Source organism: Gordonia sp. NB41Y, from assembly GCF_030718915.1.
GTDB lineage: Bacteria > Actinomycetota > Actinomycetes > Mycobacteriales > Mycobacteriaceae > Gordonia > Gordonia desulfuricans.
In genome coordinates this window covers 4,683,716-4,698,223 of record NZ_CP132196.1, presented here as the reverse complement: position 1 = coordinate 4,698,223, position 14,508 = coordinate 4,683,716, and the positions used below count along the sequence as shown (strand labels likewise).

At 68.6% G+C, this 14,508-nt stretch carries 12 protein-coding genes; 4 read left to right on the top strand and 8 right to left on the bottom strand.

The features are described from left to right. Window positions 1–109 precede the first annotated feature (109 nt). The 3 genes from Q9K23_RS20290 to Q9K23_RS20280 all read right to left on the bottom strand — a co-directional run bounded on the left by Q9K23_RS20290 (window position 110) and on the right by Q9K23_RS20280 (window position 2,953). Window positions 110–1,606 (bottom strand): sensor histidine kinase, encoded by a 1,497-nt coding sequence (locus Q9K23_RS20290; protein WP_020793567.1) that lies wholly within the window; start codon window positions 1,604–1,606, stop codon window positions 110–112. 355 nt (window positions 1,607–1,961) lie between these two features. Next, window positions 1,962–2,291, bottom strand: coding sequence for a mycothiol system anti-sigma-R factor (gene rsrA / locus Q9K23_RS20285; protein ID WP_020793571.1), 330 nt, complete (start codon window positions 2,289–2,291; stop codon window positions 1,962–1,964). Next, window positions 2,288–2,953: a sigma-70 family RNA polymerase sigma factor gene (locus Q9K23_RS20280; protein WP_053778141.1), complete on the bottom strand. Its 666-nt coding sequence runs from the start codon at window positions 2,951–2,953 to the stop codon at window positions 2,288–2,290. The genes rsrA and Q9K23_RS20280 overlap by 4 nt, the downstream gene beginning before the upstream one ends. A gap of 311 nt (window positions 2,954–3,264) precedes the next feature. On the opposite strand from Q9K23_RS20280, the gene ybaK reads away from it, so the two are divergent. Both ybaK and Q9K23_RS20270 read left to right on the top strand, forming a co-directional pair. Then, window positions 3,265–3,759, top strand: a complete 495-nt coding sequence (ybaK, locus tag Q9K23_RS20275) for a Cys-tRNA(Pro) deacylase (RefSeq protein WP_053778127.1) — start codon at window positions 3,265–3,267, stop codon at window positions 3,757–3,759. A gap of 35 nt (window positions 3,760–3,794) precedes the next feature. Then, entirely contained in the window at window positions 3,795–4,580 is a 786-nt protein-coding gene (locus tag Q9K23_RS20270; RefSeq protein WP_053778128.1) for an SOS response-associated peptidase, read from the top strand. 372 nt (window positions 4,581–4,952) lie between these two features. On the opposite strand, the gene Q9K23_RS20265 is transcribed toward Q9K23_RS20270, so the two are convergent. The 3 genes from Q9K23_RS20265 to Q9K23_RS20255 all read right to left on the bottom strand — a co-directional run bounded on the left by Q9K23_RS20265 (window position 4,953) and on the right by Q9K23_RS20255 (window position 8,783). Further along, window positions 4,953–5,957, bottom strand: a complete 1,005-nt coding sequence (locus Q9K23_RS20265; protein WP_305950259.1) for a zinc-binding alcohol dehydrogenase family protein — start codon at window positions 5,955–5,957, stop codon at window positions 4,953–4,955. Between the two features lie 51 nt (window positions 5,958–6,008). After that, window positions 6,009–7,490 (bottom strand): NAD(P)/FAD-dependent oxidoreductase, encoded by a 1,482-nt coding sequence (locus tag Q9K23_RS20260; protein ID WP_053778129.1) that lies wholly within the window; start codon window positions 7,488–7,490, stop codon window positions 6,009–6,011. A gap of 105 nt (window positions 7,491–7,595) precedes the next feature. After that, window positions 7,596–8,783 carry an ATP-grasp domain protein gene (locus tag Q9K23_RS20255; protein ID WP_020791164.1) on the bottom strand — a complete coding sequence of 396 codons (1,188 nt, stop codon included), beginning with the start codon at window positions 8,781–8,783 and terminating at the stop codon, window positions 7,596–7,598. A 148-nt stretch (window positions 8,784–8,931) separates the two neighbouring features. On the opposite strand from Q9K23_RS20255, the gene Q9K23_RS20250 reads away from it, so the two are divergent. Further along, on the top strand, window positions 8,932–10,176 hold the full coding sequence (locus tag Q9K23_RS20250) for an MFS transporter (RefSeq protein ID WP_053778130.1): 1,245 nt from the start codon (window positions 8,932–8,934) through the stop codon (window positions 10,174–10,176). Between the two features lie 22 nt (window positions 10,177–10,198). Here Q9K23_RS20250 and malQ read toward each other — a convergent pair whose 3' ends face one another. Further along, the gene (gene malQ / locus Q9K23_RS20245; protein ID WP_187343566.1) at window positions 10,199–12,343 is read right to left on the bottom strand and encodes a 4-alpha-glucanotransferase; all 2,145 of its coding nucleotides are present in this window, start codon (window positions 12,341–12,343) and stop codon (window positions 10,199–10,201) included. Window positions 12,344–12,471: 128 nt separating this feature from the next. Between malQ and Q9K23_RS20240 the strand changes: the two genes are divergently transcribed. Then, on the top strand, window positions 12,472–13,092 hold the full coding sequence (locus Q9K23_RS20240) for an isochorismatase family cysteine hydrolase (RefSeq protein ID WP_053778131.1): 621 nt from the start codon (window positions 12,472–12,474) through the stop codon (window positions 13,090–13,092). A 33-nt stretch (window positions 13,093–13,125) separates the two neighbouring features. Here the strand turns inward: Q9K23_RS20240 and Q9K23_RS20235 are convergent, their stop codons facing one another. After that, window positions 13,126–14,472 carry an MFS transporter gene (locus Q9K23_RS20235; protein ID WP_053778142.1) on the bottom strand — a complete coding sequence of 449 codons (1,347 nt, stop codon included), beginning with the start codon at window positions 14,470–14,472 and terminating at the stop codon, window positions 13,126–13,128. Window positions 14,473–14,508: the final 36 nt, after the last annotated feature.

Here is a 14,508-nt window from a genome sequence, read left to right as displayed (position 1 = left end):
CACGCCGTCCTCCACCGGCGGCGCACAAGAGACCCGGCCACGGCCGGGTTTTTTGTTGCCCCGGCCGTCGACGGCACCCGTCCGGGGTTGGGGCAACAGCGATCCCGCCTCACACCGGGATGGTCACCAGCACTTCGGTTCCCGGTCCGGCAGGGTTCGGACCGGCGGTCACCTCGCCGCTGAGTTCGATCGAGACGAGGGTTTGCACGATCCGCAGCCCCAATTGGTTCGACGACGCGAGGTCGAAACCCTCGGGCAGCCCGGAGCCGTTGTCACGCAGCGCGATACGTAGGCGACGCACATCACGGTCTGCCTCGATGTCAATGCGCGCATCGGGTTTGGGCTCGGCGAAGCCGTGTTCGATGGCGTTCTGGATCAATTCGGTGAGCACCATCACCAGTGGCATCGCACGGTCGGACGCGAGCACACCGATGCGATCGTTGTGCCGCACCGTGATCGGGCTCTCCCCCGAGGCGACGTCGACGAGCATCGGCACCAGACGATCCACGGCCTCGTCGATGTCGACCTCCTCGTCGACACTGCCGGAGAGCAGTTCGTGGACCAGGGCGATCGAGGCGACCCGGCGCACGGCCTCGGTCAGCGCCACCCGCACCTCGCTGTTCGGGGTCCGGCGCGCCTGCAACCGCAGCAACGCCGACACCGACTGCAGGTTGTTCTTCACCCGATGGTGAATCTCGCGGATCGTCGCGTCCTTGCTGATCAATGCCAGATCGCGACGTTTGACCTCGGTGACGTCACGGATCAGGACCACTGCACCCGAGCTCCGGCCGCCCGGACGCAGGCCCACCGCCCGGATGAGTACGGTCGCGCGGCTCGCGTCGACCTCCATCCGCATCCCGATGTCGCGGTACGGCCCGGCCGGTGGTTCGTGGACGCCGGCCGCGCCGTCGAGCATGATGCCGAGATCCTCGGACTCGAACGGATCGGTCAGCAGCGAGGCCGCGACCTCCGACAGCCGGGTCCCCGACAACTCCGACGTCCACCCCATCCGATGGAACGCCGACAACGCGTTGGGACTGGTGTAGACGGCGATGCCACGCTCGTCGAGCCGGATGAAACCGTCACCCGCGCGCGGCGTCGACAGCCCCCGGGGATTGCCCTCGGGCAGCGGGAAGGTGCCGTCGGCGACCATCTGACTCAGGTCGTTCGCCGAGTCCTGATAGGCCAGTTCCAGCGGCGACGGCAGTCGCGGGTGGGTCAGGTCGACCGCGCGGGTCAGCACGCCGATCACCCGGCCCTCGTATCCCACCGGAACCGCCTCGCGGCGGATCGCCATGGCGCCCATCCACGCCGGGTCCTCGTCGCGGACGATGCGCGCGGTCGCCAGGGCCCGCAGCACCTGCGGGTTGGCCCGCGGCTCGATGACGGTGCCGACCTCGTCGTTCGGGAAGACTGTCGAGGCCGTGTTGGGGCGGCACTGGGCGACGGTGACGACCTCGCCCTCGTCGGTGCGCACCGACAGCAACAGGTCGGCGAACGACAGGTCGGCGAGCAGCTGCCATTCGGCCACGAGGCGCTGCAGATGGGCCGCGGCATGGTCGGCCAGGGTGGTGTGTTCGGCCAGCAGATCGGCCAGGGTGGACATGTCGGATCGGCCTCAGCGCACCGCGCGGCCGGCGTCGACGACTCCTGTCATGGACATAACGTAGCCCACCGCCGTCGGGCTCCGGTCCGCCGGTGCACCGCCGGCGCCGGCCCGCACGGGTGGGCGATTCTCGATCCGGTGGGGCGACGTGGGACAATCGTCGGGTACAACTCGACGAAGGAGGCCCCTCATGGGTAAGCGGGGACGCAAGAAGCGCGCACGCAAGAAGAATGCAGCCAACCACGGCCGTCGTCCGAACGCCTGAGCCCCGCGCTCGGCAACAGACGAGAAGAGCCCGGACGGAGATGTCGGAACACCGACAACCCGTCCGGGCTCTTCGTCTGTCCGGGGCCGCTCAGGGAGCGGCGTCGCCACCGGTCGAGTAGTACGTCTCGGTGATCGTCACCGATTTGCGGATCTCCACACGCAGCCGGTCGCGCAGACCCGCAGGGGCGTGGTCACCACCGCATTTGCGCCCGATCAGTGCCTTGAGCTGGCTCTCGATCCCGAAGTGGGCCAGGCACGACGGACAGTTGTCGAGGTGTCCCTGCAGGCGTTCGCGGGCACCCGGGTCACACTCGTTGTCGAGGAGCAGCCAGACGTCGGCGATCACCGCAGAGCAGTCCAGCGAGGTGAACTCGGGATCGTCGTCGGAGGGCTTGAGTACGCCGGAACGATCGGTCATCGGGATACCTCGCTCTTGGCGGTCTTGGCGGTGGCCGACCGGTTGAACCCGCGCTCGCGGGCGACGTCGGCGAGCAGCCCACGCAGTTGTCGGCGGCCACGATGCAGTCGCGACATCACCGTTCCGATCGGCGTATCCATGATCTCGGCAATCTCCTTGTAGGGCAGGCCCTCGACGTCGGCGTAGTACACGGCCATCCGGAAGTCCTCCGGCAGCGCCTGCAGCGCATCCTTGATCTCGTCGTCGGGCAGGGCGTCGAGTGCCTCGATCTCGGCCGAACGCAGTCCGGTCGAGGTGTGTTCGGCGGTGGCGGCGAGTTGCCAGTCGGTGATCTCGTCGGTCGGGTACTGCGCGGGCTGACGCTGCTTCTTGCGGTACCCGTTGATGTAGGTGTTGGTGAGGATGCGGTACAGCCAGGCCTTGAGGTTGGTGCCCTCACGGAACGACGCGAACGCCGAGAACGCCTTGACGTAGGTCTCCTGGACGAGGTCCTCGGCGTCTGCCGGGTTGCGCGTCATCCGCAGGGCGGCGCCGTACATCTGGTCCAGCAGCGGCAGCGCGTCGCGCTCGAAACGCTCGGTCAGCTCCGCGGCGGTCTCGTCGGGGTCGGCGCGGCGCGGCGCGGCCGAGCCGTGGCCGGCCTCCGCCTGATCGCCCTCCACCTGCTCGGGGTGCCCCTGATCGGCCTGCTGCGGCGCGGCGGGGTCGGGTTCGGTCACTGCGATCCCTTCGGTGATGACGCCTGGGGACGGTCCGTCGGGCCGTCCGATGATGTCGATCAAGTCTACCGATCGCCTGTCGCCGACCGCGCGAGGTGGATCGAGCAGTGTCTCTGCGCCCACGCCTGCACCCGCCTTCCGCTGTGCTCGAATTGGTGTACCCCGACCGGGTCGTCTGGGCCCCGACTGCTGGTCACAACACCTCGACGGCGACAATTGTTCCGATTCGTGTCAGACATCGCGCAGGAGAGTCCGTGGCCGCCACCCCCGCCATCGCCGCACTCGGCAAGGCCCGCATCGCCCATGAAGTGCACCGTTACACCCACGACCCCCGCAGTGACGCCTATGGCGCCGAGGCGGTCGACGCCCTGGCCACCACGCTGGGGGTGCAACCCGCACAGATCTTCAAGACGCTGGTGATCTCGGTGAGCGGTGGGGCCCGCGATCACCTGGCCGTCGCGGTGCTGCCGGTGCCGCAGAAGCTGTCGTTGAAGGCGGCCGCGGCCGCACTCGGAGCGTCGAAGGCGGTGATGGCCGAGGCCAAGGCGGTGACCCGGTCGACCGGATATGTGCTCGGCGGGGTGTCGCCGATCGGCCAGCGCACGTCGCTGCCGACCGTCGTCGACGCCTCGGCGCTCACCTGGCCGCGGGTGCTGTGCAGCGCCGGCCGACGCGGGCTCGAGGTGGAGCTGACACCGGCCGACCTCGTCGCGGTCACCGGGGCGGTGACCGCCGAGATCTGCGCCTGAGGCCGTCGTCGGTGGCGCGTGCCACCATGGGTGGCATGTGCGGACGCTATGCGGTGACCACCGACCCGGCGAAGCTCGCGGCCGAGATCGACGCGGTGAACGAGGTGCCTGCGCCCCTCGACCCGGCGGGCGACGGGGCCGACGGCGACAACAGGGCTGCCGCGGTGCGCTCCCCCGGGGTGAACTACAACGTCGCGCCGACGACGTCGGTGATGACCGTGGTCAAACGCCACTCCCCCGACGATCCCGACGACGATCCGCTGTTGCGTGTCCGCGCGATGCGCTGGGGACTCGTGCCGTCGTGGGCCAAGGAGCTCGGCAAGGGTCCGCTGCTGTTCAACGCCCGCGCCGAGACAGCCGCGGAGAAGAGTTCGTTCCGCAACTCGGTGCGTTCCAAGCGGTGTCTGGTGCCGATGGACGGCTGGTACGAGTGGAAGCCCGGGCCGCCCGATGCGAAGGGCAAGCCCACCAAGATCCCGTTCTTCATGTCGCCGCACGACGGCACCCGCCTGTTCATGGCGGGACTGTGGTCGGTGTGGCACGACCGCTCCGACCCCGACGCCGCACCGCTGCTGAGTTGTTCGATCCTGACCACCGATGCCGTCGGCCACCTCCGCGAGGTGCACGATCGGATGCCGCTGATCATGCCCTTTGCGAACTGGGACGCCTGGCTCGATCCCGATCACCGTGCCCCGTCGGAGTTGCTGGCCCCGCCGGGCGAGGAGATCGCCGAGGCGATCGACATCCGTGAGGTCGCGCCGCTGGTCAACCGCGTCGCCAACAACGGACCCGATCTCCTGGCACCGGTGGGTGCGGAGTAGCCATCGGTGGTGGTCGGCCGTGGCGGTGGCGGTGGTCGGCGGTGGTCACCCGACGAACCCGGCCGACAGAGGTTTCGACACGCATCGTCGCTACGCTCCTCGCGGCTCAACCACCAAACCAGGTGGGCGGCCGACGAACTCGGCCGACAGAGGTTTCGACACGCACCGTCGCTACGCTCCTCACGGCTCAACCACCGTGCCACGCACGGCACGCGACGACGAAGTCGGCGCAGACAAGCACCGGGCGCCGTCGCCTGTCTGGACTGACGAAGAGCGAAGGAGCTTGCGACCGAGGCGATGAGGAGGGAAGACGGGCGGTAAGGCGCACGGCACGCGACGACGAAGTCGGCGCAGACAAGCACCGGGCGCCGCTCAAACGGTCAGGACTGCGGCTCCGTCGAATCTTCCGGCCTTGAGATCGGCGAGGGCGGTGTCGGCGTGGTCGAGTGGGTAGGCGTGGGTGGTGGCGGTGACACCGTATTCGGCGGCGAGCGCCAGGAACTCGTGGCCGTCGGCGCGGGTGTTGGCGGTCACCGATCGGATCTCCTTCTCGTAGAACAGTTCCTGCTCGTAGTGGAGAGCCGGGATGTCGGAGAGGTGGATGCCTGCGATGGACAGGATGCCGCCGCGGTCGAGGGCCCGCATGGCCACCGGTACGAGTTCACCGACCGGCGCGAAGGTGATCGCCGCGTCGAGGGGTTCGGGTGGGCTGTCGTAGGCGTCGCCGGCCGATGCCGCACCGAGCGACAGGGCCAGTTCCCGGGCCTGCGCACCGCGGGTCATCACGTGTACCCGGGCGCCCTGTGCGATCGCGATCTGGGCGGCGAGGTGCGCGCTGCCGCCGAATCCGTACAGGCCGAGCCGACCGCCCGGGGGCAGCGAGGCACGTTTGAGTGCCCGATAGCCGATGATCCCGGCGCACAGCAGCGGTGCGAGTGTCACGTCGTCGATGCCTGCCGGTAGCGGGTAGGCGAAGCCGGCCGGGACGGTGACGTACTCGGCATAACCGCCGTCGACGTCCCAGCCGGTGTATGTCGATGCCGGGCACAGGTTCTCGGCACCACGGACACAGTAGGAGCAGGTGCCGTCGGTGTGGTGCAACCATGCCACCCCGACCCTCTCGCCGAGCGTCAGGCCGGCCGCTTCGGCGCCGGGGCCGACGGCGGCGACCTCGCCGACCACCTCGTGGCCGGGCGTCACCCCGGGGCGGCGTACCGCGAGATCGCCCTCGCTCACATGCAGATCGGTGCGGCACACCCCGCAGGCGTGGACGGCGACCAGTAGTTCGCCGGGGCCGGCGACCGGGACGGGTTTGTCGACGAGGTCGAGCGGACCGCTCTCGATCGGACCGGGTCGGTTGACTGCCCATGCGCGCATGTCACCACCGTAGGTCGCCGCGGCCGTCACCGAACAGGGCCGAGAGTCCGTTCAGTGGAACCGATAGTCGTCGAGCGGGAAGGTGTCCATCGCACGCAGGGTGGTCAGGGTGGCGTTGGGCCGCAGCAGGGCCGCCTCGCCCTGATGGTTGAAGTAGTAGCTGTGCGAGCCCGCACAGTTGCCGAGGTAGAACACCGAGTCGGCGAGATGGTCGGTGACCTCGTCGAGGAAGGCGTCGTTGGCCTCTCCGGTGACCTCGAAGGTCGACGCGCCGCGGCGGCGCAGTTCGCCGAAGAGTCGCCCGATGTGGCGCATCTGACCCTCGATGGTGGTGAAGTACGACAGTCCACTGTAGGAGTAGGGACTGTTGAGCGACAACAGGTTCGGGAATCGGGGCATCGTGATGCCCTGGTATGCCTGGAATCTCGATTCACGCCACCAGGCGCCCAGGCTCAGCTGATCGCGGCCGACGATCTCGAAGGCGGGAAAGTTCGTGTCCCACAGGTCGAATCCGGTGGCCAGGACGAGGGTGTCGATCTCGATTCGACGGCCGTCGCCGGTGACGACGGCATCGGGTTCGATCCGCCCGATCCCGTCGGTCTCGAGGGTCACGTTGGGGCGGGTATAGGCACGGAAGTAGCTGTTGGAGAACGTGGGTCGCTTGCAGCCGAGGTCGTAGTGCGGGGTCAGCCGGCGTCGCAGGTCGGCGTCGGACACCTGCGCACGCAGATGTGCTCTCGCCAGCAACGCACCGGCCTTGTTCCCGAGTCTGGCCTGCCGGAAGTGCAGCACGCCGAACACCATCAGCATCTCCAGCAGGGAGGTGTTGACCAGCCGGACGGCCCGCTGCGTCGCGGGAATCCGGGCGAAGAGGCGTTGGACGGCCCGCGGGATCGGGAAGTCGATCTTGGGGACCACCCAGATCGGGGTGCGTTGGAAGACGGTGAGTTCGGCGGCGACCTCCGCCGCCTCCGGGATGAGCTGGACGGCGGTGGCGCCGGTCCCGATCACCGCGACGCGTCGGCCGGTGAGATCGACGGAGTCGTCCCAGGCGGCGGTGTGCAGGACGGTTCCGGTGAAGGTGTCCATGCCCGGGAAGTCCGGGGTGGACGGCTGGGACAGGAATCCGGTGGCCGTCACCAGGTATCGACAGGTGCGGGTGGCACCGTCGGCGGTGCTCACCGTCCACAGCCCGGATTCGTCGTCCCACCGGGCTCCGGTGACCGACGTCCCGAACTCCATCCGGCGGGTCAGGTCGTACTTCTCGGCGACATGCTCGGCGTACCGTTTGAGTTCCGGGCCGGGTGCGAACAGTCGGGACCAGAACGGATTGGGTTCGAACGAATACGAATACGTCACCGAGGCGATGTCGACGGCGAGTCCCGGGTAGTGGTTGACATGCCAGGTGCCGCCGAGATCGTCCTCCCGCTCGACGATCGCGACGTCGTCGATGCCGAGGCGGGCGAATTCGATCGCCGCGCCGATCCCGCCGAAGCCCGCTCCGACGATGAGTACCTCGTTGTCCGGTCGCATCCGCCCAGCCCCCATGAGTGCCATCACCTGGTGACGGTAATCGCAGATCGGCCGTGGGGTAACCCCCTCGGTCACCAGCGGGGCCGTCCCCGCCGGTGGCGTCGGTCAGCTGATCGGCGAACCGTCGTAGAGGACGTCGAAGAACTGGGTGGCGACGAGGGTCTCACCCTTGTCCTTGTTCATGCCGAGATGCTTGCGGTAGGCGAAGATGTGCTGCAACGACAATGCCGAGTACAGCAGCGGCATGTGGTCCTTGCTCTGGTCGTAGACGCCGGTCGCACCCTTGGCGGCCTTGAAGTTGGCGGCGGCACGCGACGGATGCATCAGCGCATCACGCAGCACCGCGGCCTTGATCATCTTCTTGCGTCCGGCCGGGACGACGACCAGCTCACCCGGGTTGAACAGCGCGGTGTCGAACTCCTCGGCGGTGGCGACGGTGCAGCCGGCGGTGGGGCGCGGATTGCACTCCACCATGTGGTGCACGCCGTCCTCGGTCATCAGGTAGTCGAAGCTGATCTGGCCGTGCCAGTTGAGCTCGCGGGCGATGCGCTGCGCGGTCTCCAGCGACTCCGGGGAGTCGACCGACTCGTAGATGATGCCGCCGCGGTTGTCGATGGTCAGCGGATGCTCGTAGCACGCGTGCAGCACCACCTCGCCGTGGTGGACGACGCTCCAGCTGCAGCGGTCGACACCCTTGAGGAACTCCTGCACCAGCCACGGGTCGTCGGCGCTGGGGTGGATGGTGTCGACGTCGGCCTCACCGGCGAGCGGGCCGGTGTTGGTGGCGATGTCGAGGCCGCCACGACCGAACGCGGCCCGCGCGAACCAGTGTTCCCAGTGGCCGAGCGCAGCCTTGAACTGCTCGTCGTCGGTGGCGGTCAGGGTCTCGGCGACCGGCAGCCCGAGGTCTTTGCACAGCTGCGCGAAGCTGACCTTGTCGTGCACCTTGCGCAGGGTCTCGAGGTCGGGGAAGAACAGCTCGACGTCGCGGCCCTCGGCGATCCGATCGCGGTGTGCGGCGAGGTAGAAGACCTCTTCGAACATCGGCAGCAGCCAGTTGATCTGCTCGGCGTCGATGGTCTCGATGACCTTGTCGACGAACGCCTCGGTCTCCTGGGTGGGGGCCGGCACGGTGATGTGCTTCTTGGCGCCCCGCGAGTGGCTGCCCGGTGCGGCGCGGAAGGTGTCGCTGGCGATCAGGAAGCGCTTGGTCTCACCGAGCTTGTGGATCTCGTCGACGGCGAAGGGCATCCGGGATGTGGTCGCGAGAATCCGCGGCTCGACACTCTGCATGACTGGCGACTCTAGTGGATCCGGACATCGGGTGCCCAGGTGTCGGCGCGCCATGTCACAAACTGGCAATCGGCACGTACCCGACCCGCCGGATATCGTCGACAAGATGTCACGGAATAGGCGTGCGGCCCGCGACGCTGGGTTGGGCATGGCATCGACCGACCGGACCGGCCACTCGGCCCCGCCGTCCTCCCGACGTGCACCCCGACGACGTCCGCTGACCGGGGGACGCGCCTATGCGGCCGCGGTGGCGGCCTTCCTGGTGGTCATGATGGGCACCACCCTGCCCACCCCGCTGTACTCGATCTACGGCTCCGAACTCCACTTCGGCGTGACCACCACGACGGTGATCTTCGCGGTCTACGCCGCCGGGGTGATCGCGGCACTGGTCGTCTTCGGCCGGTGGTCCGATGTCGTCGGGCGACGCCCGCTGTTGCTCGCCGGCGCGGTGCTGTCGGCGTTCAGCGCCCTCATCTTCCTGACCTCCGACGACATCGTCGGGCTGCTCACCGGGCGTGTGGTGTCTGGGCTGTCGGCGGGGATCTACGCCGGTGCCGCCACCGCAGCGGTGATCGAGCTGGCGCCGTCGTCGTGGCGATCGCGTGCCCCGGCGGTGGCGACCGCGGCCAACGTGGGCGGTCTGGGGTTGGGGCCGCTGGTCGCCGGGCTGCTCGCCCAGTACGCGCCCGCTCCCCTGTCCCTGGTGTTCGCCGTCGACCTGGTCGCACTCGCGATCATCGGTGCCGGGATCTGGTTCATGACCGAGCCGCTGCGGTGGACGGCCGACCGTGAGCTGTCGGTGCAGCGGTTGTCCGTGCCGTCGGAGGTACGGCCGATCTTCGCCGGTCCGGCGATCGCCGGGTTCGCCGGGTTCGCGGTGATGGGAACCTTCACCGCGGTGGCACCGTCGTTCGTCTCCCAGGTGATCGGCATCGACAACCACTTCGTGGCCGGGGCGGTGGTGGCGCTGCTGCTGGGGACCTCGGCACTCACCCAGATCGTCGGCCGGCGCCTGCCGACCGCGCCGTCGTTGATCGCCGGCTGCGCGATCCTGACCGTCGGGGTGGGCGTGGTGGCGGCGAGCCTGGCCACCGCATCCCTGGCCCTGCTCCTCACCGGTGCCGTGGTGGCCGGTGTCGGGCAGGGCATCTCGTTCAGCAAGGGACTGGCCGCGGTGGTCACCGCCGCCCCGGAGGACCGCCGCGCCGAGGTGACCTCCACCTACTTCGTGGTGGTCTATGTGGCGCTGTCGATCCCGATCATCGGCCAGGGCATCGCCGCATCGCACTGGGGTCTGGTCGACGCCGGGGTGGCCTTCAACATCGGTGTCGGTGTGCTCTGTGTGATCGCGATGGTGCTGGTGGCGGTGGCGGAGAAACGTTCGGCCCGGTGACGGCCACGTCCGCACGCGCGGACTATCCGACCCCCGACTCCTTCAACGCCTCGGCCAGCGCGGCGAGGCGGCGATCGGTGGCGAGGTCCTCGACGGTCACCGGCTTCCCCTCGTCGTCGGCGAGCGGAATACGCCAGTTCGGGTACTGGTGGGAGTCGGTGCCGGGCTGGTTCTGGATCCGCCGCTCCCCCACCGCATCCACCAGCGCCACGCCGAGCAGGACCGAGGGACTGCAGGCGATCAGCCGGTACAGCGCGAGGACGGTCCGTTCATCGGTGAGCGGGATGTCCGGTGACCAGAGCCCCCGTTCGACGGCCAGCGCCAGGATCGCATCCCGGTCACGTTCTTCGCGTGCCCGCTCGTCGTCGACACTCTCGGTGAGCAGTCCGAGTCGGTCCCGCAGGGCGATGTGGTCGCCGGCGAGGTAGCCGACGGTCGGCGGCAGATCGTGTGTGGTGACCGATGTCAGGCACAGTTCCCGGTAGTTCTCCGGCGGGATCGGCGCATACGGCCCGTGCTCGAACCACAGGATCGAGCACCCCAGGATTCCCCTGTCGCGCAAGGTGTCCTGCACCCATGGCTCGAAGACCCCGAGGTCCTCACCGATGATCACCGCACCCGCTCGCTGCGCCTCGAGCGCCAGGATGCCCAGCAGCGCCTGGTGGTCGTAGTGGACGTAGGTGCCCTCGGCGGCGGAGTTGCCCTCGGGAATCCACCACAGCCGGAACAGGCCCAGGATGTGGTCGACGCGCAGCCCGCCGGCATGGCGCAGCACCGTGCGGATCATGTCGCGGAACGGCTCGTATCCGGCCTGTGCCAGTCGAATCGGATGCCACGGCGGCTGACTCCAGTTCTGGCCCTGCTGGCTGAATCCGTCCGGCGGGGCGCCCACCGACGCCCCGGTCGCCAGGACGTCCCCGAGCATCCAGACGTCGGCGCTGTGCCGTCCCACACCGACCGCGAGGTCGGCGATCACCCCGATACTCATCCCCGACGCGAGCGCCGTCTGCTGCGCCGCGGCCAGCTGTTCGTCGCACAACCACTGCAGCCAGGTGTAGAACCCGACGCGGTCCTTCACCTTGCGGCGCCGGCGCCGGACCTCCGCCGGATCGGTGAGCACCCCCTCCCATTTGGGTGACTCGAGGCCGTACTTCTCGACCAGGGCACACCAGGTCGCGAAGTCGCGCAGCCCGTCACCCTCGCGCATCCGGAACCGGCGGTAGGCCTGCTTGCGCTCCTTGCTCAGCGGCACCTCGTAGATCAGCTCGAGAGCGGCGAGTTTGGCACGGAACGCCTTGTTGCGCTTGATCTTTTCGGTAGAGGTGTTCTCGGTGACGAACTTCTTCGCGAGCCGGCCGACGCGCGCCCGCTTGTGGTCGGGGAGTTCGGCCAGCTCGGGAATGTCGGTGACGCGCAGATAGATCGGGTTGACGAACCGGCGGGTGGTGGGCAGGTACGGCGAGGCCTCCACCGGCGGACGCGGCTGCGCGGCGTGCAGCGGATTCACCTGGATGAAATCGGCACCGTGGGTCGCACCGGCGATCTCGGCCATCGCGGCGAGATCGGCGAAGTCGCCGATCCCCCACGACCCGGCCGAACGCACACTGTAGAGCTGGGTCGCGATCCCCCACCGTTGCGACCCGAGGAGGTCGTCGGCGGTGGACAGCCGTCGCGGTGTGACGATCAGGGGTGCCGACGCCGTGCCGCCACGGCCCGGATCGGTGGCCTCGATCGTGTGGTAGCCGGGCTCGAGGTCGCCGGGCACCGCGAATGTCGCCCGACCGACCAGGGTGCCGTCGACGTCGCGCGGGTCCCACCAGTGGTCGAGCTGATGGGCGTCGCGGAGCTCACCGCCCTCGGTCCGGATCCGCACGTCCACCGGATCTCCGTGTGGCACATGGATCCAGAACCACGCGTCGTCGTGTTCGGTGACCACGGTGACCGGCGGGACGAACGCCCGCCAGGGTGCGACGTCGAGTTCGGCGAGTGCCTGCCCGATCCGCTCGTCGTCACCGGCGTCGACGCCGAGCGCGCCGAGTACCGCGATCAGGGTCTCGTCGGAGACCTCATGTGTGTCGGTGTCCCATCCCACGTAGCTCGTGGCCACCCCGGTACGTCGCGCCAGTTCTGCCAACCGTTCTCGGCCGTGATCGGTCACGCCCGTCATGGTCTCAGGATTCGGCCGGTCGCGCGCGGCTTGCGGTGGACCCGGACAGCGACTTCAATCGGGTGTGGCGCAGATCATGTCCTGCACCACACGACGACCCGCGCACACGACTGTCGACGGAGGACCTCATGGCCGATGCACTCACCCTCGATCCCGCGACCACCGCACTCGTGCTGATCGAGTACCAGAACGAGTTCACCAGCCCCGGCGGCGTCCTGCACGACGCGGTGGCCGAGGTGATGGACAAGACCGGGATGCTCGACAACACCACCGCGGTGGCCGCCGCGGCGCGTGCCGCCGGGGTCACCGTGATGCACGCCCCGATCACCTTCGCCCCCGGTTACGGCGAGCTGACCCGTCATCCGTACGGCATCCTCAAGGGGGTCGTCGACGGCAACGCCTTCGTCAAGGGCACCTGGGGTGCCGAGATCGTCGAGCAGCTCTCCCCCGCCGACGGCGACATCGTGATCGAGGGCAAGCGCGGCCTGGACACCTTTGCCTCCACCAACATCGATTTCATCCTGCGCAGCAAGGGAATCGAGACGGTGATCCTCGGCGGATTCCTCACCAACTGCTGTGTGGAGTCGACGATGCGGTCGGCCTACGAGAACGGCTACCGCGTGATCACCCTGACCGACTGCACCGCGGCCACGTCGGTCGCCGAGCACGACAACGCGATCACCTACGACTACCCGATGTTCTCGCATCCGGTGGAGGCCTCGGAGATCCTCACCGCGCTCGGCGGCTGATCTCCGTCTCCTGGGGCCAGGGCCGGTCCGGCCTCAGAGATGCAGGTCGGCCGGCCTGATCAGCTTGGTGGCGACGACGCTGATCAGGCCGGTCGCCACGAGATAGCCCGCGGCGATCCACGGGGTCCCGTGTCCGGCCCCGATCAGTGCGGTGAGGATCAGCGGAGTCAGTCCCGAGGCGTAGATGCCGGAGAACTGGTAGACCACCGACAGTCCGGTGTAGCGGACCGGAGTCGGATAGAGACTCGCGAACAGCGTGCCCTGTGCCCCGTAGAACAGGGCGTGGACCACACCGAACACCACGACCAGACCGACGGTGAACCACAGCAACGACGCCGTGCCGAACAGCACGAACACCGGATACACCGCAACGGTGTAGGCGATCATGCCGGCCAGATAGACGCGGCGCGGGCCGTGGCGGTCACTGAGCAGACCCGACACCGGCAGCAGCACCGCCATCACGAGTGCGGCGACGGTGACCGCCGCCAGCACCGGCACCCGCGCGAGGTCGAGCTGGGTGGTGGCATAGGCGATCGCGAACACACCCCAGGTGTTGAACGCCGATCCCTCACCCCAGCGGGCCAGCAGACCGAGGACGGTGTTGCGGGTGTTGGGCGGCACCACGACCTCACGCAGCGGCGCCGACGACTTCTGGGCGAGCGCATCGACCTCCTGGAAGGCCGGGGTCTCGTCGACCTTGAGCCGCACCACGAATCCGATGGCGACGAGCACGATGCTCACCAGGAAGGCGATGCGCCAGCCGTAGGCGAGGAACTGCTCGTCGTCGAAGATCACCTGAAGCAGCGCGAAAACACCGGTGCCCAAAGCCAATCCGAGGGCCAGGCCGACCTGCGGGATGCTGCCGAACAGGCCGCGGCGGCGTTTGGGGCTGTGTTCGACGGCCAGCAGTACCGCACCGGCCCACTCGCCGCCGAGGGCGAAGCCCTGCAGGATGCGCAGGCACAGCAACAGGATCGGGGCCAGCACGCCGACCTGCGCGGCGGTGGGCAGCACACCCATGAGGGCGGTGGCCACACCCATCAGCACCATCGTGACCGCGAGGGTTCGCTTGCGGCCGATGCGATCACCGATGTGGCCGAAGACGACACCGCCGATCGGCCGGACCACGAACCCGACGGCGAAGGTGGCGAAGCTGAGCATGGTGCCGACAAAGGTGCTCGTGTCCGGGAAGAACAGGGTGTTGAAGACCAGGCTCGCGGCCGTGGCGTAGAGGAAGAAGTCGTACCACTCGATGGTGGTGCCGAGCAGACTCGCGGCCACCACCGTCCGAAGCCGACGCCGACGCTCGTCGTCGGTCTCGTCGGCGAAGGCGTCGACCACCTGCCCGGTCACACCGTCACCGCCGGAAGGCGGGCTCATCAGTACACGTGAGGTCACAGAGAGGTGAGCCTAGAC

Coding starts and splice junctions, on each gene's coding strand:
- Q9K23_RS20290 (WP_020793567.1), bottom strand. CDS start 1,606: ATGTCCACCCTGGCCGATCTGCTGGCCGAACACACCACCCTGGCCGAC.
- malQ (WP_187343566.1), bottom strand. CDS start 12,343: ATGACGGGCGTGACCGATCACGGCCGAGAACGGTTGGCAGAACTGGCG.
- Q9K23_RS20240 (WP_053778131.1), top strand. CDS start 12,472: ATGGCCGATGCACTCACCCTCGATCCCGCGACCACCGCACTCGTGCTG.
- Q9K23_RS20235 (WP_053778142.1), bottom strand. CDS start 14,472: ATGAGCCCGCCTTCCGGCGGTGACGGTGTGACCGGGCAGGTGGTCGAC.
- Q9K23_RS20250 (WP_053778130.1), top strand. CDS start 8,932: ATGGCATCGACCGACCGGACCGGCCACTCGGCCCCGCCGTCCTCCCGA.
- Q9K23_RS20270 (WP_053778128.1), top strand. CDS start 3,795: ATGTGCGGACGCTATGCGGTGACCACCGACCCGGCGAAGCTCGCGGCC.
- Q9K23_RS20260 (WP_053778129.1), bottom strand. CDS start 7,490: ATGCGACCGGACAACGAGGTACTCATCGTCGGAGCGGGCTTCGGCGGG.
- Q9K23_RS20265 (WP_305950259.1), bottom strand. CDS start 5,957: ATGCGCGCATGGGCAGTCAACCGACCCGGTCCGATCGAGAGCGGTCCG.
- rsrA (WP_020793571.1), bottom strand. CDS start 2,291: ATGACCGATCGTTCCGGCGTACTCAAGCCCTCCGACGACGATCCCGAG.
- Q9K23_RS20255 (WP_020791164.1), bottom strand. CDS start 8,783: ATGCAGAGTGTCGAGCCGCGGATTCTCGCGACCACATCCCGGATGCCC.